Genomic DNA, 22,425 nt, shown 5'->3' with positions numbered 1-22,425 from the left:
CCGGGCTCCCGCGTTCAGCCAAACTGTTGCCAGATGGTCTTGTAGTCGCAATATTTATCGATGGCATGGACGGAGCGGTCTCGTCCGAAGCCGGATTGCTTGAAGCCGCCGAACGGAGTGGCGAAATTCGACATGTCATAGGTGTTGATCCACACCGTGCCGGCATGCAGTGCTTCCGAAAAGCGATGAGCACGATCCATATCCCTGGTAAAGACGGCGCCGGCCAGACCATAAATCGTGTCATTGGCAAGTTTCAGCGCTTCCTCCTCCGTCTCGAAAGGAATGACGGCCAGAACCGGCCCGAAGATTTCCTGGCGCGCCAGGCTCATGTCGTTGGTCATGTCCACGAAGACACCCGGCGAGATGTAATAACCACCGGTCTCGGCCAGAACCTGCTGGGCACCAAAAGCCCGGCGTCCCCCTTCCTTCTCGCCTGCCGCAATCAGGCCAAGCACCTTGTGCATATGCGCTTCCTCGATCAGCGCGCTGATTTGGGCCGACGGTTCGAAGGGATGCGCGAGCGCGATGTCGCTTTTCGTCACAGCCTCAATCTTCTCGATCAGCTTGTCCTGCACCGAGCGCTGCACTAGAAGCCGGGTCGAAGCATGGCAGGTTTCGCCGGAATTGTAGAAACAGCCCCAGGCGGCGGCCGACGCCGCGGCATCAAGATCCGCATCCTCGAACACGACGAGCGGCGACTTGCCGCCAAGCTCCAGCGCCACCCGCTTGACGTTCGACTGCGCCGCATAGCCCATGATCAACTTGCCCACCTCGGTTGAGCCGGTGAAGGCGATCATGTCGACATCCATATGGAGCGCCAGCGGCTTGCCGGCTTCCTCGCCATAGCCGACAACGACGTTGAGCACACCCGCGGACAGGCCCGCCTCGACGGCAAGTGCAGCTAGCCGGATCGCCGATAGCGAAGACTGTTCCGCCGGCTTCAACACTACAGAGTTTCCGGCGGCAATCGCCGGCCCGAGCTTCCAAGCATCGATGATCATCGGATAGTTCCACGGCGTGATGACGCCGATGACACCCAGCGGCACCTTGCGGACCAGTGCCCTCGCATTGGGACCGGTCGGGGCGATCTCGTCATACATCTTGTCGATCATCTCGGCATAGAACTGAATGCCGTCGGCGCAGAGCCGCACATCGACGTTCAGCGAAGCAAGCACCGGCTTGCCGACGTCGAGCGTCTCCAGCATGGCGAGCTCTTCGGCATGGACGCGGATCAACTCCGCCCACCGCAGCATGACCTTCTTCTTCTCAAGTGGCTCCTTGTTCCGCCATATGCCGGCCTCAAAAGCATCCCGAGCCGAGGCTACGGCAAGATCGATATCCTCCGCCCCGCCTCGTGCCAGCTCGGCGCCCGGCTGCCCGTCCATCGGCCGGATGTGGGTGAACGTCTGTGCCGAAGCCGCCGTCCGGTACTCTCCGTCGATGAAATGCCGGCCTTCCAGCTTGATGGCGGAAAGCGCATCTTCCCAGTAGTCGCGGGTATAGGTCTTTGTCATCGACATATCCTCAGAGAGTCTTCGGCAGCGACATGATCTTGGCCGCAAATGCATCAATATCGGCATCCGATATGTCGCGGATCGCCGAACGCCGCATCGGCTGGTTCTCCGGCGCGCGCATTTCCGTCGCGAGATCGGCGGCGGTGAATGCCTGAAACGCCTTCGGTAAGGCGCGCTCCACATTGCAGCCATCCATTAAATCGGAAACGAAGGCCGGCAGCGCCGAAGCATCCGCCAGCCCTATGGCCTTGGCAGCGGCGTTGAGATCCGCCGTATTGGCCTCCACCAGGAAGGGGAGCGTGGCTTCGAATCCGAGCGCCGTCGCCAGCCCGTGGTGAACAGGACCAAGGCCCGCCAGTGCGTGGCTGATATTGTGTGCAACGGCAGTGCCGCAATTGTCGATTGCAATGCCGGCATAGCAGGAACCGAGTAGGACCTTGCCGCGCGCATCGACATTGCCCGGTGCCTTGACGGCAGTTTCAAGCGAACCTGCCACAAGCCGCATCGCCTCATGGGCATAGAGTTTTACGCCAGCATGAGCATTGCGGTTAGTGCAGGCTTCAAAGGCGTGGATGAAGGCATCCATGCCGCACCAGGCTGTTAGATGGGCGGGAAGCGAAACCGTCAGTTCCGGATCAAGGATAACGAGATCCGCCTTGGTCTCGGCGCCCCAGATCCACAGCTTCTTACCTTCCGGGCTGGCAAATATATTCGTCGCCGACGTCTCGGATCCTGTGCCCGCCGTGGTCGGCACCATGATCTTCTTCAAGGGGTTGGCCGGAAGGGGATTGGCTGCCAGGGCATAATGCATCGCATCCTCGCCGGACGCGGCGCAACACGCAGCGATCTTGGCAATATCGAGCGCCGAGCCTCCGCCGACGCCGATCACCAACTGGCAGCCTTCGGCCAGAGCCGTCGCCGCCTGCAGATGCCCAAGCTTCGGCTCTCCTGCAAATTCACAGAAGATGCGGCTCTCGATCCCGTTGGAGGCAAGCGCATCGGCAAGTAGTTGCGCCGTTCCGGCAGAGGCGAGGAAGGCGTCCATGACGATCGCGGCTTGGTAGACTCCGCCAAGGCCTGCGGCCGCATCCGCAATCGAGGTGAATGCACCGGCGCCGAAGCGGATGTCAGGAATGTAAGATGTGGAAAATCGCACGAGAGCATCCGGCATGGAAGAGAGCTCAAGACAGTCTGCATCACAAAACTAGCTCTTCAAATCCCGCATTTTCTCAGGCAGTTTCATGATCTGAAGTCATGGAGGCTGTCGTGCTTGGACGTATCCCTCTCGAAGCGTTTCGCGTATTCGATGCCGCCTGCCGGTTTATGAACTTCTCGCGTGCAGGGCGTGAGCTCAACATCACCCAGGCAGCCGTCAGCCGGCGCATCCAGACCCTTGAAGATCATCTGGGAGCGCAGCTCTTCCATCGCCGCGGGCGAAACCTGACGCTGACCTCGCAAGGAGAGAGGCTATTCCGGCGGGTGCGTGCAACATTGGATTATCTGGAGGAAAGCCTCGAACCCTTCAGCACACGCAGTCGCGAGATCGTCTCGATCTCCGCCAGCGGCTCCGTCTCGCATCTCTGGCTGGGCAAGCGCCTCAAGAATTTCGATAACGAGAGCCCATTCGTCGCGGTCAGACTGCTGACCACGGATTCACCCTCGGAGCTCGCTTCGGAGGCCAATGATCTGGTCATCCTCTACTCCACCGGGGAACATCCGCGCTGGAACCTCACTCTCCTGATGAAAGAGATCCTTATACCAGTTGCTTCACCCGACTACTTGGCTCGCCGCGCGCTTGAAGCCGCCTCACTGTCGGTTGAGGAGATCGCCGCGCTCAATCTTATCGATTACGAGCGCTTCAATGCCCATTGGATATCATTCCGGCAGTGGTTCACTAGCATCCGGCATCCGCCGAACGCCCGCCCCGAGCCAAGGCTTTCCTTCTCGACCTATTCCATGGCCGTCGACGCGGCCGTCTTAGGCAAGGGAATCACCCTCGGCAGCATCGGCCTTATTTCGGAGCAGCTTGCATCCGGCGCCCTGGTGGAGGTCGGTACGGAGCGGCTAGAGACCGGTTACGGCTATTATCTCGGAACGCCACGTCACCGCTCGCTATCGCCGGCAGCAGAACGTCTCCATCAGCATCTGCTGGCAAGCCCCTGAACGCAAAAGGCGGCCGTAGGGCCGCCTTTTGCGTTATTATGCAATCCGGCTCAGCCCGGAATAACAGCGCCGTTAAGATCGGCCAACTGGCCCAGGAACTGTTCGAGCTTGGTTTTGTGCTCGTAGTTCTGAGCGTTGGCAATTTCGGCCTGGGCCGCATCGATCCGCTTCTGGAGCGCGTCGCGCGTTAGTTCAGTGGCCGGAACCGCCGATTCCGCTAGCAGCGTGCAGCCCGTCGGAAGAATATCCGCAAAGCCACCGAAGACGACGTACTTGTTGACCTGGCCAGAGGCCAGTTTCACGGAAACCACGCCAGGCTTGATTGTCGTCATTGTCGGCGCGTGATTGGCCATCACGGTCATTTCGCCAAGCGTCGCCGGGATCACCACTTCGGTGACCTTTTCCGAAACGAGCAGGCGCTCGGGCGAAACCAGTTCAAAGTTGAAAGGGTCGGCCATGAAGGTCCACTTCCTTGCGTATCTTATGCGGGCTTGCGAATGTTACGCGAAAAGGCGCACGGGTGATATCCGCACGCCTTCTCCTGGTCCTTAAGCGGCCTCAGCCAGCTTCTTGGCCTTTTCCATCGCTTCTTCGATCGAGCCGACCATGTAGAAGGCTGCTTCCGGCAGATGGTCGTAGTCGCCGTTGACGAGGCCCTTGAAGCCCTTGATCGTGTCTTCGAGCGCGACCAGCTTGCCCGGCGAACCGGTGAAGACTTCGGCGACGAAGAACGGCTGCGACAGGAAGCGCTCGATCTTGCGGGCGCGGGCAACAGTCATCTTGTCCTCTTCGGACAGTTCGTCCATGCCGAGGATGGCGATGATGTCCTGCAGCGACTTGTAACGCTGCAGCGTCGTCTGCACCTTGCGGGCGATCTCGTAATGCTCTTCGCCGACAACCAGCGGGTCGAGCATGCGCGAGGTTGAGTCGAGCGGGTCGACGGCCGGGTAGATGCCCTTTTCGGCGATCGAACGCGACAGAACCGTTGTTGCGTCCAAGTGGGCGAACGAGGTGGCAGGTGCCGGGTCGGTCAAGTCGTCGGCGGGAACGTAGATGGCCTGAACCGAGGTGATCGAACCCTTGGTCGTGGTGGTGATGCGTTCCTGCATCTGACCCATGTCGGTCGCAAGCGTCGGCTGATAGCCCACGGCCGAAGGAATACGGCCGAGCAGAGCGGACACTTCCGAGCCTGCCTGGGTGAAGCGGAAGATGTTGTCGACGAAAAACAGAACGTCCTGGCCCTTGTCGCGGAAGTCTTCAGCGATCGTCAGACCGGTGAGAGCGACGCGGGCGCGGGCGCCTGGAGGCTCATTCATCTGGCCGTAAACGAGCGCAGCCTTAGAGCCTTCGCCGCCGCCATGCTTGTTGACGCCGGATTCGATCATTTCGTGGTAAAGGTCGTTGCCTTCACGCGTACGTTCACCCACGCCAGCGAACACCGAGTAGCCACCATGCGCTTTGGCGACGTTGTTGATCAGTTCCATGATCAGAACGGTCTTGCCGACGCCGGCGCCGCCGAACAGACCGATCTTGCCGCCCTTTGCGTAAGGCGCGAGAAGGTCGACGACCTTAATGCCCGTGACCAGGATCTGGCCTTCCGTCGACTGTTCGACATAGGACGGTGCTTCCTGGTGGATGGCGCGCTTGCCGGCTGTAACCAGCGGACCAGCTTCGTCGACCGGCTCGCCGATGACGTTCATGATGCGGCCGAGCGTTTCCGGGCCGACCGGAACGGTGATCGGAGCACCGGTATCGGTAACCCGCTGCCCTCGGACGAGACCTTCGGTCGAGTCCATTGCGATCGTGCGAACCTGATTTTCACCGAGATGCTGCGCGACTTCGAGAACCAGGCGGCTGCCATTGTTCTCGGTTTCCAGCGCATTGAGAATGGACGGCAGTTCGCCGTCAAAAGCGACGTCGACGACGGCGCCGATAACCTGTGTCACCTTGCCGAGGGAGGTGCCTGTTGCGATAGCCATGATACTAACCCTCTTTCTTCCTCAGAGCGCTTCCGCGCCCGAAATGATTTCGATGAGTTCCTTCGTGATCTGCGCCTGACGCTGGCGGTTGTAGGAAAGCGTCAGCTTGTTGATCATGTCGCCAGCATTGCGCGTTGCATTGTCCATTGCGGACATTTGCGCGCCGTAGAAGGAAGCATTGTTTTCAAGCAGAGCTCGGAAGATCTGCACTGCGATATTCTTCGGCAGCAGGTCTTCGAGTATTTCTTGTTCGCTCGGCTCGTATTCATAGAGCGCAGACGATGCCGTCGTTGCCGCTTCGGCAGTCTCGAACTTCGCCGGAATGATCTGCTGGGCCGTTGCGACCTGCGAAATCACCGACTGGAAGCGCGCGAAGAACAGGGTCGCAATGTCAAATTCACCGGCGTTGAACAGAGCCAGCACCTTCTGTGCGACCTCGTCTGCCTGCACGAAGCCGAGTTGCTTGACTTCGCGGAACGTCACGTAGTCGACGATGTTCTCTTTGAACGTACGGCGCAGAATGTCGTTACCCTTGCGGCCAACGGTGAGGATCTTCACCGTCTTGCCCTGAGCAAGCAGCTTCAGGGCATGATCGCGGGCAAGGCGAATGATCGACGAGTTGAAACCGCCGGCCAGTCCACGCTCGCCGGTCGCGACGATCAGCAGGTGAACCTGATCCTTGCCAGTGCCCGAAAGCAGCAGCGGCGCCTCGGCATTGCCGGCATTGGCAGCCGTAAGGCTGGCCAATACCTGGGTCATGCGTTCCGCGTAAGGACGGGCAGCCTCGGCCGCCTCCTGCGCACGGCGCAGCTTCGCCGCAGCGACCATTTTCATCGCCTTGGTGATCTTCTGCGTCGCCTTGACGGAGGCGATCCGGTTTTTCAGATCCTTTAGTGAAGGCATCCGTTATCGGTCCCCTGGGGGTTAGATGGGCTTGATCCGTTCTTAGGCGAAAGACTTGGCGTAGCTGTCGAGAGCTGCCTTAAGCTTGGCCTTGGTATCGTCAGACACCTGCTTTTCGGTGCGGATGGTGTCGAGGACACCCTTGCCTTCCGAACGCATGTAGCTGAGGAGACCCTGTTCGAACTTGCCGACGTCGGAGACCGAGATCTTGTCCAGGTAGCCGTTGACGCCAGCGAAGATCACGGCAACCTGCTCTTCCGTCTTCAGCGGCGAGAACTGCGGCTGCTTCAGGAGTTCGGTGAGACGGGCACCACGGTTCAGCAGGCGCTGGGTTGAGGCATCAAGATCGGAGCCGAACTGCGCGAATGCCGCCATTTCACGATACTGAGCAAGCTCGCCCTTGATCGAGCCGGCAACCTGCTTCATGGCCTTGACCTGAGCGGCAGAACCGACGCGCGAAACCGACAGACCGACGTTCACGGCCGGGCGGATGCCCTGGTAGAACAGGTCGGTTTCAAGGAAGATCTGGCCGTCGGTGATGGAGATCACGTTGGTCGGAATGAAGGCCGAAACGTCGTTACCCTGCGTTTCGATAACCGGCAGAGCCGTCAGCGAACCGGCGCCACGCTCGTCGGAAAGCTTGGCGGCGCGCTCGAGGAGACGCGAGTGCAGATAGAAGACGTCGCCCGGATAGGCTTCGCGGCCCGGAGGACGACGCAGCAGCAGCGACATCTGACGATAGGCGACGGCCTGCTTGGACAAGTCGTCGTAGGCGATCAGCGCGTGCTGGCCGTTGTCGCGGAAATATTCGCCCATGGCGCAACCGGCGAACGGCGCGAGATACTGCATCGGAGCCGGATCGGAAGCCGTAGCAGCAACGACGATCGAATACTGCAGCGCGCCACGCTCTTCGAGAACCTTGACGAACTGGGCAACGGTCGAACGCTTCTGGCCGATCGCGACGTAAACGCAGAACAGCTTTTCAGAGTCGGGGCCGTTGTCATGGATAGCCTTCTGGTTGAGGAAGGCATCAAGAATGATGGCAGTCTTGCCGGTCTGGCGGTCGCCGATGACCAGCTCGCGCTGGCCGCGGCCGACCGGGATCAAAGCGTCGATGGCCTTGAGGCCGGTGGACATCGGCTCATGAACCGATTTGCGCGGAATGATGCCGGGAGCCTTGACGTCGACGCGCGAGCGACGGGTCGAAGCGATAGGGCCCTTGCCGTCGATCGGATTGCCGAGTGCATCGACGACGCGGCCGAGAAGCTCAGGACCAACCGGAACGTCAACGATGGCGCCGGTCCGCTTGACGGTGTCGCCTTCCTTGATGTCGCGGTCGGAGCCGAAGATAACGACGCCGACATTGTCGGCTTCGAGGTTCAGCGCCATGCCACGGATACCACCGGGGAACTCGACCATTTCGCCGGCCTGGACATTGTCCAGACCGTAGACGCGGGCAATGCCGTCGCCGACGGACAGAACCTGTCCGACTTCGGAAACTTCAGCCTCCTGGCCGAAATTCTTGATCTGGTCTTTCAGAATTGCGGAAATTTCCGCGGCGCGGATATCCATCAGCCAACCTCTTTCAGTGCAAGCTTAAGGGTGGAAAGTTTGGTGCGAAGGGAGGTGTCGATCTGACGAGAACCGACCTTGACGACCAACCCGCCGAGGATCGACGGATCGATCGTCACTGCGATTGCGACGTCCTTGCCGGTTACGCCCTTCAGCGCCGACTTGAGTTCAGTTTCCTGCGCTGGGGTCAGCGCATGTGCCGAGGTGACCTCGGCAGTGATTTCGCCGCGATGTGCTGCAGCGATAATGTGGAAGGCGCGGATCATGCCGGGCAGCGCGAAAAGACGGCGGTTGCCGGCAACGACTTTCAGAAAATTGCCGACGATACCGGCAATGCCAGCCTTAGCAGCGACGGCCGAGACAGCCCGCTGCTGCTCACCGGCAGAAAATACAGGGCTTGCAACCAGACGCCGCAGATCTTCGCTTTCCACCATGAGAGCGCGGAAGCGGTCCAGATCGGCACCAACGGCGTCGACCGAACCGGCCTCAAGAGCCAGCTCGAAAAGCGAGGAAGCGTAACGCTCCGCGACACCGGAAATAAGCTGGGACGTGTCAGCCACGGGCACAGTTTCCCTGTATTGCCACCCAAGCGCTACAACCTAAATAAGCGGCTAAGCAAGACCTTGAGATAATTTGATTTTTTCTCAGAACCTGCAGAGCCTTCGCCCCACCCTTTCCGACTTTCGCGGTCCGTCTAGCATAGGATGTAGGGACTCGCAACACGCCTCACATGGGAAAAAGCCCAAGCCGCAAGGGCTTGAAGCGATTTTCCTGCTTATCGGCAGATTTTTCGGCTCTGAGCGAGCTAGAGTCTCAAATCGAGAGGCTATACATACCCGAGAACATAGGCGAGCGGACCAGCGGCAAGCACAACCTGCAATAGGAATATCAGTATATTTCGAAGGGTCAGGCCCCGGTCGACGATGAACGAAAGCAGCCGGCCAGCAGCGCCGACGGCAAGGGTCGTGCCGAGCGCCATATAGAACCAGTCCTGCGCCAGCAAGATCGGCACGATACCGAGGGCAAGATACTGCCCCCCCGCGGCACGCACGGAACCGTATCCTTCCGGCCGGACCTCGCCGACCTGGAAGGCTGCAAGGCGAAGAACCGGTCCCGGGAGCAGAAGGATGATCAAGCCGGTCAAAGCGGTGGCGGATGCGCCGATAAAGGCTAGCTGTTCGCCTAGTTCGGTCGGAAAATACAGTTCCATGGCATCCTCAATGCAATCGATTCGTGGCGATTTTAGTCAAAGCAGTAAAGAAGTCCCAACCAAAGCAGTCATAGGAAGCTTTGCGGATCCACGTCCAGCTGGATCTGCACCGAGCCCCGCTGCTTGGGTCCCTGAGAAATCATCGCTTTGAGGAAAGCCTGCATATCGGAGTTGCGGCGGCCATGCACCAGCAGACGAAAACGATGCCTGCCTCTGACCAAGGCCAGTGGCGCTTCGGCTGGTCCGAGAACGGAAATACCGGTAACCTGCGGCGCAGCAGCCCGTAAGCCCCGCGCATGTGTTTCAGCATCGGCGCGCGTATCGGCCGAGATAATCAGTGAGGCGAGCCGGCCGAAAGGCGGAAGGATCGCCTTTTGTCGCTCCTCGATTTCCCGCTCGTAAAAGGCCTCCGCATCGCCGGAAACGATGGCCTGCATGACCGGATGCAGCGGCTGAAAAGTCTGGATCAGTCCGTGGCTTTTGCGGCCCGTTCGTCCTGCCCGCCCCGTTACCTGGCTGAGCAGCTGAAATGTCCGTTCAGCGGCGCGTGGATCGCCGTTTGACAGGCCTAGATCGGCGTCGACGATCCCGACCAACGTCATTAGTGGAAAATTATGTCCCTTGGCGACGAGCTGCGTGCCGATGACGATGTCCACATCGCCGTTGGCAATAGCTTCCAGTTCCAGGCGCAGGCGCTTGACGCCGCCGAGCATGTCGGAAGACATGACAATGGTCCGGGCATCGGGAAAATGCCTCTCCACCTCCTCGGCAATCCGTTCGACACCCGGGCCGCAGGCCACGAGATGATCAAGCGTGCCGCAATCGGGGCAGGCTTCCGGCGTCGGCTGGTGATAGCCGCACTGGTGGCACTGGATCTGGTTCCTGAAGCGGTGCTCCACCAACCAGCTGGAGCACTGCGGGCACTGAAAGCGATGACCGCAGACCCGACAGAGCGTCAGCGGGGCATAACCGCGGCGGTTGAGAAAGAGCAGGCTCTGCTCACCCTTTTCGATCGTCTTGGCCATTTGCCGAAGAAGCAATGGCGAAAGGAAGCCGCCACGCTCCGGTGGATGCCGCCGCATGTCGATGAGATGCAGGTCCGGCAGTGCGGCATCGCCGAAACGGGTCGGCAGGTGGACCGTGTTGTACCGCCCGGACAGGCCGTTCACCTGGCTCTCAACCGAAGGCGTGGCGGATACGAGCACGATCGGGAAATTGCCGAGACGTGCCCGCACGACGGCCATGTCGCGGGCATTGTAGAAGACCCGATCTTCCTGCTTGTAGGCAGGGTCGTGTTCCTCATCGATGATGATGAGGCCGAGTTCCTCGAACGGCAGGAACAGGGCGGAACGGGCTCCCGCTACCACCCTCACCTCTCCAGTAACGACGCCCCGCCAGACTTTTTCGCGCATGCGCGGCGAAAGATCGGAATGCCATTCTGCCGGCTTGGCGCCGAAACGGTCCTGAAACCGCTCCAGGAAGCTGGCAGTAAGAGCGATTTCCGGCAAGAGGATGAGCACCTGCTTGTCCTGCCTCAGCGCTTCGGCAATGGCTTCGAAATAGACTTCGGTCTTGCCCGAACCGGTGACGCCATCGATCAGCGATGCTGAAAAGCCACCTGCCCGCACCGGCTCGACGATCTCGGCCGCTGCCTCCTTCTGTGGACCTTCGATACGCGGCACTGCATAGGTCGGATCCGGCCTCGCCACGACAGGCGGGGGGGCTAAGAAGACCGTGTCGAACATGCCTTTGCCGGTCATTCCATCGACGACGCTCGCAGATACGCCTGCCGCATGGGCGAGGCCCATGCGCGTCCATGGGCCTGGCTGGTTCGCGACCAGTTCCAGAACCTTGGCACGTGCCGGTGTCAACCGCTCCGGCACGCCTCCGAGATAATGGAGGCCCTCAACCATCGGCTCCGGATCAAGGGCTGCAGGCGCGCGAATGGCCATGCGCGCCACCAGGCCCGGCGGTGACAGCGTATAGGTCGCAACCCAGTCGATGAAACCGCGCATGTCTGCGGAAAGCGGCGGGCAGTCGAAGGCGAGCGTAATCGAGCGAAGCTTCTTCGGATCCAGCTTGTCGTCATTGACGCCGTCCCACACGACTCCGATATGCTGCCGCGGTCCGACCGGCACCTGCACCACCGATCCCGGTTCCACATGCATTCCCTCGGGCACCGCATAGCTATAGGGACCCGGCACCGGCAGCGGCACCAGGACCGGTACGACGCTCACCAGTGGAGGTGCCTCGAATACGGAGCCAAAGAGATCGGACGAATCTATGCCCATGGCGGGACCATGCCTCGGGACAGAACAAAAGTGAACACCGCTAGTTTGAAAAATCAGGCCGCCGAGGCGGCGCGCGTAGCATCGGGCAACAAGAACCGTGCATCGCCGTTCGTGGCAAGCTCGTACACCGTATGATGCTCCAGCGCCTTGGTGACCTCCCCGACATCGCCCTCCAGATGCTCAGGCTGGATCATCTGGCCGACCGTGAAGTCGAAATGATTGCCCTTTTTGTTGAGCAGTTCGTAGAAGACGGTCATGTCGCGCAATTCGGTGGACCACTTGGCGAGCCAGTAGAACAGGCCGGAATTGCGTGCGCGCATGTGAACCGGCAGGATCGGCAGGTCGTATTTGCGAGCGAGCCCGACAGCCGAAGTCTTCCAAGGTCGCTCATTAAGCTTTCCGTCGGCCCAATAGGCAATACGCCCGGAAGGAAACAGCACCATGACCTTACCCTCGTCGACGCTCCTGTTGGTGAGAAGCAGCGTCTCGCGGGTCTTCAGCTTGCTCTTGTGATCGTCCCGCCATTCGACCGGAATGATCATCTCGGCGAATCGCGGATTGACTCGCACCGCATCGCGATTGGCAAAAACCATCATGTCGGGCCGCATTCTCTTCAGAAGGTCGAAGATCGCGACCCCATCGGCAATCCCGGTCGGGTGATTGCTGACCAGGATGAAGCCGCCCTTTGCCGGAATCCTTTCTGCATGTGCCGTGGAAATATCGAGCTTCAGCAGGTTGCTCATATATTCGAAGCACTGAAATCCGGTCATCGGTGCGATGTCATCAGCGAACTCGATCGCTTTGCCGTATCTCAAAAGCATGTAGAGCATCGGTCGCATCAACGGCCAGAAAGGGCTCGTCACGATACGTTGCCCCCGTTCGGCGATCAGCGTGTCGACGATATGGCCCGGCTTTCCGTGGGAAGCGAGGACAATGGCCTCCGCCAATCCTCCGAAAGTCGTCATAGAACCACGGCGCGCCATGCTAACTCCCGCAAGCAGAGCTGAATGAATCTACAGCCCCGACTGATCTTACTGTGACACCGTCACCCATGCTTAGGGATTCCGTAACGCCGTCCGTAGCAATCTGGTGCGCTGATAGAACGAAATCAACAGGCCTGACATTGAACGAACTGCTGATTATTGCCGCACCCGACCTGATGGAGCGACGCCGTGAATGGCTGGAAAGTCTTGGTGGCGAGCGTCGGCTGGCCATAAATACCCTCGATGCCTATGAACGCGACACCCGCCAGTTCCTGGCTTTTTTGACGAGCCATGTAGGCGGACCGGCGACCCTTTCCGATATCCATACGCTCAGGACAGCCGATCTGCGCGCGTTTCTGGCAGCCCGCCGGCGCCAGGGCTCCGGCTCCCGATCGCTCGGGCGCCACCTGGCCGGATTGCGGTCCTTCCTGCGCTACCTCGAAAAGAAGGGGCTGATCAATGCCGCTGCTGCCGGTGCGATCCGCGCGCCGCGTCAACCGAAATCCTTGCCGAAACCCCTGACGGCCGGCCAGGCGCTCAACATCATGAGTTCGGAGGCACAATTACAGGAAGAACCATGGATCGCGGCACGCGACGCCGCCGTACTTATGCTTCTTTATGGCTGCGGACTGCGCATTTCCGAGGCGCTCGGCCTGCGCCCGTCGGACGTGGAAAACACCGCAACGGCGTTGCGTGTAACGGGCAAGGGAGGCAAGACCCGCGTGGTTCCCCTACTGGCTGTCGTCCTCGACGCCGTCGTAACCTACCAAAAACTTTGCCCCTTTCATCTGCCCCCGGATGAGCCACTGTTTCGCGGCGCCCGCGGCGGTCCGCTGCAGCCGGCCATCATCCAGCGCGGCATGCAGAAGCTCCGGAGCGCCTTCGGACTGCCGGATACGGCAACGCCGCACGCCCTGCGGCATTCGTTTGCGACGCACCTGTTGGCGGGTGGCGGAGATCTTCGCACCATTCAGGACCTGCTTGGCCATGCCAGCCTCTCAACGACGCAGATCTACACCGGTGTCGATACGGCGCGGCTCCTTGAGGTCTACGATCGGGCCCATCCACGTGCCTGAACGAAAAATTAACCAGCCGCGTTAAGTGCTTGTGGAGCTGGCATCGCTAGGATGCCGCGACTTATCAAGACGGATGACATGATGACTCCCGCCCTTGGCCTTTCCCGCCACCTGTTCCTGAGCCGCGCCCAGAGCGCCACCTTGTGGCTGATCGCAGCGGTCCATGTTCTGGCCCTCGCCTCCTTCATCCTCGTTCTAGGCTTCCTGGCACCCGCGCACGCCGAAACCATGTCCTGCGGGGGCAAAAACCTTCTCGACGAGATGCGGACGGGGAAACCTTCTGATTACCAGGAAGTCATGACTGAAGCCGGCAAGGTGGTCAACGGCAAGGGGATTTTCTGGAAGATCGAAAAGAAGGGCATAAGCCCGTCCTATCTTCTGGGCACCATGCATGTCACCGATCCCAGGGTCCTGAGAATGCCTGCCGGTGCGGCCGAAGCCAGCAAAAATGCCAGCACGATCGTGGTGGAATCGGACGAAATTTTGGACGAGAAGAAGGCCATGGCCGGCATCTTCGCGGATCCGGAACTGACCATGTTTACCGACGGTCGCTCGATCAAGACCCTCTTGTCACCGCAAGACCTCGCGCTCCTCGAAGCTGGCCTGAAACAACGGGGCATTCCGCTTTCGGCCGTCTCTCAGATGAAGCCGTGGATGCTGATGGCCTTCGTGTCCCTGCCCGCCTGCGAGACCGCGCGCAAGTCGGATGATGTGGCCTTCCTCGACAAGCGGATCACCTTAGATGCCGCGGCAAGCGGCAAGCGGGTGGTGGGCCTCGAAACCTTTGCGGAACAGCTTTCCACCCTCGCCGCCATCCCGCTCGACATCCACATGAAATCCCTGATCGAAACGGTGAAACTGGGACCGCGCATGGACGATGTTTTCGAAACCATGACGGATCTTTACGTGTCCGGTGAGATCGGCCTCACCATCCCCCTTCTCAAGAAGGTCGCGCCTGACGGCGCCGATGACGCCGGTTACGGGCAGTTCGAGGAGCTTGTGGTTCGAAGGCGCAATCACCTGATGGCTGAGCGGGCGGCACCTGTTCTATCGCAAGGCAATGCCTTCATCGCCGTCGGTGCACTTCACCTGCCGGATACGGAAGGTCTGGTCGAACTGATCCGCAGCCAAGGCTATACGGTCACGGCCATAAACTGAGCCTTCTCAAACATCCGAAATAAAAAGGCGGGATTCCGATCCCGCCTTTTTACCCGTGTCGGGCGATCTCAACTTCACATATGGATCGGCTTGGCGAAGGTCGCCAGCGCAGCTTCCTTGACGGCTTCCGACATGGTCGGATGCGCATGGCAGGTGCGGCCGAGATCTTCCGACGAACCGCCGAACTCCATCAAAACGGCGATCTCGTGGATCATTTCGCCGGCGCCGAAGCCAATGATATGGCCGCCGAGCACGCGATCCGTTTTCTGGTCGGCGAGGATCTTCACGAAACCGTCCGTTGCGAGCATGGCGCGGGCGCGCCCGTTTGCAGTAAACGGGAACTTGCCGACCTTATAAGCGACGCCTGCAGCCTTCAACTCTTCTTCCGTCTTGCCGACTGAAGCGACTTCCGGCTGCGTGTACACGACGCCCGGGATGACTTCGTAGTTCACATGGCCATGTTGGCCGGCAAGAATTTCAGCGAGTGCGACGCCCTCGTCCTCGGCCTTGTGCGCAAGCATCGGGCCCTTCACCACATCGCCGATCGCATAGATGCCGGCGACATTCGTCTTGAAGCCACCGTCGATCTCGACGCGGCCGCGGTTGTCGAGCGCAACGCCTGCATCTTCTAAGCCAAGGCCCGCTGTGTAAGGCTTGCGTCCGGTGGAGATCAGCACGACATCGGCTTCGATTGTCTGGGCATCGCCACCCTTGACCGGCTCATAGGTAACCTTGGCGCCGGTGGCCGTTTTTTCGACACCGGTGACCTTTGCGTCGGTGCGGATGTCCATGCCCTGCTTGGCCATCATACGCTGGAACTGCTTGGAAACATCGGCGTCCATGCCGCCCAGCAGTTTGTCGAGATATTCGATAACGGTCACCCTTGCGCCGAGGCGCATCCAGACCGAGCCGAGCTCGAGGCCAATGACGCCGCCGCCGACGACGACGAGGTTCTGCGGCACCTTGTCCAGTGCGATGGCGCCGGTGGAGGACACAATGATTTTTTCGTCGATCTCGACATTGACGCCCGGAATGCCGGCAACGTCCGAACCGGTCGCGATGACGATATTCTTCGTTTCCAGTTCCTGGACCTTGCCGTCTTCGCCGGTGACCGAAACCTTGCCGACTGATACGATCTTGCCAGTGCCGATGATGCCGTCGATCTTGTTCTTCTTGAACAAAAAGGCGACGCCGTCGACGTTGGATTTAACCGTCGCATCCTTGTGCGCCATCATCTTCCCCAGGTTAAGGGTCGGAGCGGCAACCTCGACGCCGAACGCATCCACGCCATGAGCGACTTGCTGGAACATCTCCGAGGCATGCAGCAGTGCCTTGGACGGAATGCAGCCCACGTTCAGGCAGGTGCCGCCGTAGGTGGCGCGCTTCTCGATGACGGCGACCTTGAGGCCGAGCTGGGCCGCCTTGATCGCGCAAACATAGCCGCCCGGGCCGGAACCAATCACAACAACGTCATAAGCCATAGCTCTATCCTATCTTAAGCTTTTACTTGGTTTTATCGGAACCGTCGGTGCGCTTTCCAACTCTGCGATCACGGCCATGAGTTCAGGAGAGCGCGGCGCAAGCGTGTCCTTGCCTTCCGCTTTGGCCTTTTCGGCATTCTCCGTCAGCGCCTTGGCGAATTCCGAATAAGAACCGCCCAGGAACGCGTCATGCGGGCCGAGTTCATTCGTCGCGTCGGCATCCAGCATGGCCCGCAGGGCAATCGGCCTGTCCAGCCGGATCGCCTCCAGCATGAAAGAGCCGCCGCTTTCCAGCACATAATCCTTCGGTCCGATGCGCCTGTCGCGCAGATAGGCTGCAAAACCCGTCTCGTCACCCGCCTTCAGAGCTTCGTAGGCGAACTTGTTGTCGGCCTGTTGCTGCGCGCTCATGCCTGCAAGCGCGGCGGCCTTTTCCTTCTCTAAATCGCTGTGCCCGTCACCGTCGGTAATAACGAAGAATTCAATGAGGGCTAGAGCCGGTTTTCCATTCCCGTCCAGTCCCCAAAAGGTCGGATAATAGCCGTCTCCCCACCCGGCCTGCGTCATCGCCGCCGCACCGTCCTCGCCCGAAAGCGGATGATCGACAACAAACTCGTCGCTCCCAACCCCAGGCATGGCGCGCGAGATGACGTCGTCATAATAAGTGCTGTATCGGCTCCCGGGCTTTCCCTGTTCGGCCTTTTCGAACTTTGCTTGGGCAGCGCCATAGGTGGCATTTCCGAAACCTGCAATCCCGGCATCGACACCGATGCCGTAGAACTCGTCATCCTTCAGGCTGCCGACATCCTGGCCCTCGACCGTCGCAAGTTCGAAACGTTCGACCTTCGCGTTCGAAAAGCGTATGACAAGCATTGCCGGCCGGGAATATTCGACGGCGCCACGAATGAACGATACCGGGTAGGTTCCGGGCGCAACGGTTCGTTCAAACGGCTTACGTTCCGGCTGTACCAATGGATCGAAGGCGACAAGTTTACCATCCGGGAGCGTTAGATCACCGATCCGGATCTCAACCAGTTTGCGGTCGGCAAGCGATACCGAGGTGTCGGTAAAGATCGCAAGATTGGAAGAGAGTTTTCCCGGATTGAACAACTGCTTGTCTTCGCAGCCCGCGAGGATCGACAATGCGGCGCTCGCTGCCGCGGCATATTTCAAGCTTTCCAAGATCACAGGAACAGCCCGACCATCATGATCAGCAAGCCAAGGAGGCTGACCAGCCAGACCAGAGAGCGGATGTAAGGAACACCGGCGAGATAAAGCGGGATGTAGACGATGCGGGCGATCAGCCAGATCCAGGCACCAATCAGCCCCCAGCCGGATGCATCGCCGATAAAGGCGAGTCCCAACAGGAGGCCGACAAAAGCCGGATAGGTTTCCTGATAGTTCTTGGAGGCGCGGGCAGCACGGCCTGCCAGCGCTCCCTTTGGCTCGCGGCCCTCGTCACGAGGGCCGGCGTTCCATGTCGAGCCAAGTTCGCGGGTGGCGAGAAAGCCCTGGAGCATGATGTGGGCGAGCAGCAGGACGACGCTGAAGCACAGCAGGACCACTACTGTTGTTGCATCTGCCGAATTAGGCTCCATGCCGCTCTCTCCCTATTCCAGAGACCTTACAGATCGAGAACCAGACGCTCCGGATCTTCAAGGCTTTCCTTGACGCGGACAAGGAAAGTCACCGCTTCCTTGCCGTCGACGATGCGGTGATCGTAGGAAAGCGCCAGATACATCATCGGGCGGATGACAACCTGGCCGCCGATTGCCATTGGGCGCTCCTGGATCTTGTGCATCCCGAGAATGCCGGACTGCGGAGCATTGAGGATCGGCGAAGACATCAGTGAACCGTAGACGCCACCATTGGTGATGGTGAACGTGCCGCCCTGCATGTCGGCCATCGACAGCGAACCGTCGCGTGCGGCCTTGGCCAGACGCGCCAGTTCCTTCTCGATCTCGGCGATCGACATCTGGTCGGCGTCGCGGATGACCGGAACGACAAGGCCCTTGTCCGTTCCGACAGCCATGCCGACATGGCAGTAGTTCTTGTAGATGAGGTCGGTGCCGTCGATCTCGGCGTTGACGGCCGGCAGTTCCTTCAGCGCATGGGTGACGGCCTTGGTGAAGAAGCCCATGAAGCCGAGCTTGACGCCGTGCTTCTTCTCGAACACGTCCTTGTACTTGGTGCGCAGATCCATGACTGCCTTCATGTCCACCTCGTTATAGGTGGTGAGCATGGCGGCGGTGTTCTGCGCGTCCTTGAGGCGCTTGGCGATAGTCTGGCGCAGGCGGGTCATCTTGACGCGCTCTTCGCGGGACGCATCGTCGGCAGACGAAACCGGGCGCGGAGCCGCCGGAGCAGCGGCAGGGGCAGCCGGAGCCGACGTCCCCTTGGAGATGGCAGCGATAACGTCACCCTTGAGGACCTGGCCGCGCTTTCCGGAGCCGTCCACATCGGCGGTCGAGATGTTGTTGTCAGCGGCAACCTTGGCGGCGGCCGGAGCTGGCGGCATGGAGGTTCCGGAGGAGGCAGCCGGGGCAGCAGCGGGAGCCGGCGCTGCGGCAGGAGTGGCAGCGGCAGGAGCGGCTTCAGCCGGCTTGGCGGTTGGCGCGGAGGTGGCTGCACCGGCGGCGCCTGCTTCGATCTGGCCCAGCAATGCGCTAAGGCCGACGGTCTCGCCATTCGCCGCGACGATTTCGGTCAGGACGCCGGCGGCCGGGGACGGAACTTCGACGGTCACTTTATCCGTTTCGAGTTCGAGCAAAGGCTCGTCGGCCTTCACCGTATCGCCCACCTTCTTGAACCAGGTGCCAACAGTTGCCTCGCTGACGGATTCTCCGAGAGTGGGGACGCGGATTTCGGTGGCCATGATCTGTTTCCGTGTTGTCAGAGTGTTGCGAAATGGTGAAGGCGGCTGAGAAATCAGCCGCCTCTAGGGGATCTTCACCCCAAAGCGTCTTCGAGGAATGCTTCGAGCTGCGCCAGATGCTTGGACATCAGGCCGGTTGCAGGCGATGCTGCGGCCGGGCGCCCGGTATATCGGACACGCTGATACTTGGCATCGATATGCGCCAGGACCCATTCGAGGTAGGGATCGATGAAGGACCACGAACCCATGTTCTTGGGCTCTTCCTGGCACCAGACCATTTCCGCATTCTTGAATCGCGACAGCTCGTTGATAAGCGCCTTTGCCGGGAAAGGATAAAGCTGCTCGATGCGCAGCAGATAAACGTCGTCGATTCCACGCTTTTCGCGCTCTTCGAGAAGGTCATAGTAGACCTTGCCCGAGCACATCACGACGCGACGGATCTTGGCATCCTTCTGGAGCTTGATCGGGCCATCCTTGATCATCTCCGCATCGTCCCATAGCAGACGGTGGAAAGAACTCTCACCAGCCATTTCGGCAAGCGTCGAGGTGGCGCGCTTGTGACGCAGGAGCGATTTTGGCGTCATCAGGATCAGCGGCTTGCGGAAGTCGCGCTTCACCTGGCGGCGCAGGATGTGGAAGTAGTTGGATGGCGTGGTGACGTTGGCAACCTGCATATTGTCTTCAGCACACATCTGCAGCCAGCGCTCGAGGCGGGCTGAAGAGTGTTCCGGACCCTGGCCTTCATAACCATGCGGCAGAAGGCAGACGAGGCCGGACATGCGAAGCCACTTGCGTTCACCCGAAGAAATAAACTGGTCGAACACGACCTGAGCACCATTGGCGAAGTCGCCGAACTGGGCTTCCCAGAGCGTCAGCGCATTCGGACGGGCGAGCGAATAGCCGTATTCAAAGCCGAGGACCGCCTCTTCCGAAAGCATGGAGTTGATGACTTCGTAACGGGCCTGGGTGGGGGACAGGTTGGCAAGCGGGATGAAGCGCTCTTCGGTCTCCTGGTCATAAAGAACCGAATGACGCTGCGAAAACGTGCCGCGCTCGCAATCCTGACCCGACAGACGGATCTTCGTGCCTTCCACTGCGAGTGACCCAAAGGCCAGCGCTTCCGCCATGGCCCAATCGATCCCCTCGCCCGTCTCGATCATCTGGGCGCGGTTTTCCATGAAGCGCTTGATCGTGCGGTGGGCGTTGAAGCCTTCTGGAATGGTCGACAGCTTGCGGCCGATCTCCCGCAGGTCCTTCATCGGCATAGCAGTCTTGCCACGGCGCTGCTCGTCGGCATTGTCAGCCGAGCGTAGGCCGGACCACTGCCCGTCCAGCCAGTCGGCCTTGTTCGGCTTGTAGCTCTGGCCCGCATCGAATTCGGCCTCCAGATGCGCACGCCAGTCGGCCTTCATCTTCTCAAATTCGCCGTCGGTGATGACGTTCTCGGAGACCAGGCGTTCGGCATAGAGCTCGGCAACCGGCTTGTGGGCGCGGATGACCTTGTACATCTTCGGCTGCGTGAACGAAGGTTCGTCGCCTTCGTTATGGCCGAAGCGGCGATAGCAGAACATGTCGACCACGACCGGCTTGTGGAACTTCATCCGGTATTCGATGGCGATCTTGGCAGCGTAGACGACCGCTTCCGGATCGTCGCCGTTGACGTGGAAGATCGGCGCTTCGATCATCTTCGCGACATCCGACGGATAGGGCGAAGAGCGAGAGAAGCCCGGATTGGTGGTGAAGCCGATCTGATTGTTGATGATGACATGCATGGTGCCGGCGACGCGGTGACCGCGCAGGCCGGACAGGCCGAGGATTTCCGCGGTCACGCCTTGGCCCGCAAAAGCCGCATCGCCATGCAGAAGCAACGGCAGGACCTTGGCACGTTCGGACAGGGGAATAATGCCGTCCTTGTCCCAGGTCTTCGTCAGAATATCCTGCTTGGCGCGAGCCTTGCCCATCACCACCGGGTTGACGATTTCCAGATGCGACGGATTGGCCGTCAGCGAAAGGTGAACCTTGTTACCGTCGAATTCGCGGTCGGAAGATGCGCCGAGATGGTATTTGACATCCCCCGAGCCTTCCACTTCGTCCGGCTTGAAGGAGCCGCCCTTGAATTCGTGGAAGACCGCCCGGTGCGGCTTGTGCATGACATTGGTCAGCACGTTGAGGCGACCGCGGTGCGCCATGCCGAGCACGACTTCCTGCAGGCCTTCCTGACCGCCACGCTTGATGATCTGCTCCAGCGCCGGGATCAGCGATTCACCGCCGTCCAGCCCGAAACGCTTGGTGCCCTTGAAGCGCACGTCGAGGAACTGCTCGTAACCCTCCGCTTCCACCAGTTTGGAAAGGATAGCCTTTTTGCCTTCGGCGGTAAACTCGACGCCCTTGCCGGGGCCTTCGATCCGCTCCTGAATCCAGGATTTTTCTTCCGGGTTGGAGATATGCATAAACTCGACGCCCATGGTGGAGCAGTAGGTCCGCTCCAGGATGTCGATCATCTCGCGCACAGTCGCGTATTCGAGGCCGAGCACATTATCGATGAAGATCTTGCGATCGAAATCCGCTTCCGTAAAGCCATAGGCCGTCGGCGAAAGCTCATTGTAATCCTCGACCGCAATAGCAATGCCCAACGGATCCAGCTTTGCATGCAGATGGCCGCGCATGCGGTAGGCGCGGATCATCATGATAGCACGGACGCTGTCGCGGGTTGCCTGATGCACGTCCACGTCGCTCACCGGCTTACCTGTCGCAACGGCTGCAGCTTCCGCCTTCGCCTTGACTTTTGTCTCGATCGCCTTCTCGACGATCGGCCAGTTGCTGTCGAGCGCCGACACAAGTTCTCCGGACGGAGTAATCGGCCAGTTCTTGCGCTTCCAGGAAGCGCCCTGCGCCGCCTTCTTCACGTCTTCCGGATTATCCGCAAGCGCCTTGAAGAAGGACTGCCATTCCGGCGAAAGCGAAGCCGGATCGGTCTCGTAACGAGCATAGAGCTGCTCGATATAAGCGGCGTTCGCACCGTCGAGGAAAGAGGTGATGAGGAACTGCTCGTTGGCTTCTTGCCGTGCCATGATCTATCGCGGGCGCCGCGCCCGCCTCCTGACGTAATCGAACCGGAAAATATTCTCCGGTATTCGCATTCTCTGTCTTGTCGTCGTACCGGTCATCCGCGCATGGCGGCTTGCCCTGGCGCCCAACCAGAACAGGCGGGACTCTCGCC

General features: G+C 60.1%; 18 protein-coding genes. 3 read left to right on the top strand and 15 right to left on the bottom strand.

The annotated features are described in order from the left end of the window. Positions 1 to 14: 14 nt before the first annotated feature. Together E2F50_RS16905 and E2F50_RS16900 are read right to left on the bottom strand one after the other, a co-directional pair. Positions 15 to 1,514 (bottom strand): aldehyde dehydrogenase, encoded by a 1,500-nt coding sequence (locus E2F50_RS16905; RefSeq protein WP_133317354.1) that lies wholly within the window; start codon positions 1,512 to 1,514, stop codon positions 15 to 17. 10 nt (positions 1,515 to 1,524) lie between these two features. Next, positions 1,525 to 2,670 carry an iron-containing alcohol dehydrogenase gene (locus E2F50_RS16900; protein WP_133317353.1) on the bottom strand — a complete coding sequence of 382 codons (1,146 nt, stop codon included), beginning with the start codon at positions 2,668 to 2,670 and terminating at the stop codon, positions 1,525 to 1,527. A gap of 110 nt (positions 2,671 to 2,780) precedes the next feature. Between E2F50_RS16900 and E2F50_RS16895 the strand changes: the two genes are divergently transcribed. Further along, positions 2,781 to 3,677, top strand: coding sequence for a LysR substrate-binding domain-containing protein (locus E2F50_RS16895; protein ID WP_133317352.1), 897 nt, complete (start codon positions 2,781 to 2,783; stop codon positions 3,675 to 3,677). A gap of 50 nt (positions 3,678 to 3,727) precedes the next feature. Here the strand turns inward: E2F50_RS16895 and E2F50_RS16890 are convergent, their stop codons facing one another. The 8 genes from E2F50_RS16890 to E2F50_RS16855 all read right to left on the bottom strand — a co-directional run bounded on the left by E2F50_RS16890 (position 3,728) and on the right by E2F50_RS16855 (position 12,615). After that, positions 3,728 to 4,135, bottom strand: a complete 408-nt coding sequence (locus E2F50_RS16890) for a F0F1 ATP synthase subunit epsilon (protein WP_133317351.1) — start codon at positions 4,133 to 4,135, stop codon at positions 3,728 to 3,730. 90 nt (positions 4,136 to 4,225) lie between these two features. Further along, complete coding sequence (gene atpD, locus E2F50_RS16885; protein WP_133317350.1) at positions 4,226 to 5,656, bottom strand: F0F1 ATP synthase subunit beta; 1,431 nt, start codon at positions 5,654 to 5,656, stop codon at positions 4,226 to 4,228. Between the two features lie 21 nt (positions 5,657 to 5,677). Then, the gene (locus tag E2F50_RS16880) at positions 5,678 to 6,559 is read right to left on the bottom strand and encodes a F0F1 ATP synthase subunit gamma (protein ID WP_133317349.1); all 882 of its coding nucleotides are present in this window, start codon (positions 6,557 to 6,559) and stop codon (positions 5,678 to 5,680) included. A gap of 42 nt (positions 6,560 to 6,601) precedes the next feature. Beyond that, entirely contained in the window at positions 6,602 to 8,131 is a 1,530-nt protein-coding gene (gene atpA, locus E2F50_RS16875; RefSeq protein WP_133317348.1) for a F0F1 ATP synthase subunit alpha, read from the bottom strand. Next, on the bottom strand, positions 8,131 to 8,697 hold the full coding sequence (locus E2F50_RS16870; protein WP_133317347.1) for a F0F1 ATP synthase subunit delta: 567 nt from the start codon (positions 8,695 to 8,697) through the stop codon (positions 8,131 to 8,133). The genes atpA and E2F50_RS16870 overlap by 1 nt, the downstream gene beginning before the upstream one ends. Before the next feature lie 260 nt (positions 8,698 to 8,957). Then, on the bottom strand, positions 8,958 to 9,341 hold the full coding sequence (locus E2F50_RS16865) for an AGROH133_08824 family phage infection protein (RefSeq protein WP_133317346.1): 384 nt from the start codon (positions 9,339 to 9,341) through the stop codon (positions 8,958 to 8,960). A gap of 68 nt (positions 9,342 to 9,409) precedes the next feature. Further along, positions 9,410 to 11,632, bottom strand: a complete 2,223-nt coding sequence (locus tag E2F50_RS16860) for a primosomal protein N' (protein ID WP_133317345.1) — start codon at positions 11,630 to 11,632, stop codon at positions 9,410 to 9,412. A gap of 53 nt (positions 11,633 to 11,685) precedes the next feature. Beyond that, a complete protein-coding gene (locus E2F50_RS16855; protein WP_133317344.1) occupies positions 11,686 to 12,615 on the bottom strand; it encodes a GNAT family N-acetyltransferase in 930 nt (309 codons plus the stop codon). Positions 12,616 to 12,755: 140 nt separating this feature from the next. Here E2F50_RS16855 and E2F50_RS16850 point away from each other — a divergent pair, with 140 nt between their 5' ends. Both E2F50_RS16850 and E2F50_RS16845 read left to right on the top strand, forming a co-directional pair. Beyond that, a complete protein-coding gene (locus E2F50_RS16850; RefSeq protein ID WP_133317343.1) occupies positions 12,756 to 13,691 on the top strand; it encodes a tyrosine recombinase XerC in 936 nt (311 codons plus the stop codon). An 81-nt stretch (positions 13,692 to 13,772) separates the two neighbouring features. Further along, positions 13,773 to 14,849, top strand: a complete 1,077-nt coding sequence (locus E2F50_RS16845; protein ID WP_133317454.1) for a TraB/GumN family protein — start codon at positions 13,773 to 13,775, stop codon at positions 14,847 to 14,849. 74 nt (positions 14,850 to 14,923) lie between these two features. On the opposite strand, the gene lpdA is transcribed toward E2F50_RS16845, so the two are convergent. From lpdA to E2F50_RS16820, 5 genes are all read right to left on the bottom strand, one after another. Continuing rightward, a complete protein-coding gene (gene lpdA, locus E2F50_RS16840) occupies positions 14,924 to 16,330 on the bottom strand; it encodes a dihydrolipoyl dehydrogenase (protein ID WP_133317342.1) in 1,407 nt (468 codons plus the stop codon). 9 nt (positions 16,331 to 16,339) lie between these two features. Then, positions 16,340 to 17,503 carry a DUF4241 domain-containing protein gene (locus E2F50_RS16835; RefSeq protein ID WP_210234588.1) on the bottom strand — a complete coding sequence of 388 codons (1,164 nt, stop codon included), beginning with the start codon at positions 17,501 to 17,503 and terminating at the stop codon, positions 16,340 to 16,342. A gap of 11 nt (positions 17,504 to 17,514) precedes the next feature. Further along, positions 17,515 to 17,928 carry an MAPEG family protein gene (locus E2F50_RS16830; RefSeq protein WP_133317340.1) on the bottom strand — a complete coding sequence of 138 codons (414 nt, stop codon included), beginning with the start codon at positions 17,926 to 17,928 and terminating at the stop codon, positions 17,515 to 17,517. A 26-nt stretch (positions 17,929 to 17,954) separates the two neighbouring features. Beyond that, positions 17,955 to 19,205, bottom strand: coding sequence for a 2-oxoglutarate dehydrogenase complex dihydrolipoyllysine-residue succinyltransferase (gene odhB, locus E2F50_RS16825; protein WP_133317339.1), 1,251 nt, complete (start codon positions 19,203 to 19,205; stop codon positions 17,955 to 17,957). A 74-nt stretch (positions 19,206 to 19,279) separates the two neighbouring features. Next, on the bottom strand, positions 19,280 to 22,276 hold the full coding sequence (locus tag E2F50_RS16820) for a 2-oxoglutarate dehydrogenase E1 component (RefSeq protein ID WP_133317338.1): 2,997 nt from the start codon (positions 22,274 to 22,276) through the stop codon (positions 19,280 to 19,282). Positions 22,277 to 22,425 lie beyond the last annotated feature (149 nt).

Source organism: Rhizobium deserti, assembly GCF_004358025.1.
GTDB lineage: Bacteria > Pseudomonadota > Alphaproteobacteria > Rhizobiales > Rhizobiaceae > Neorhizobium > Neorhizobium deserti.
The sequence above is the reverse complement of the archived record's forward strand: the minus strand, read 5'-3'. Positions and strand labels throughout refer to the sequence as shown.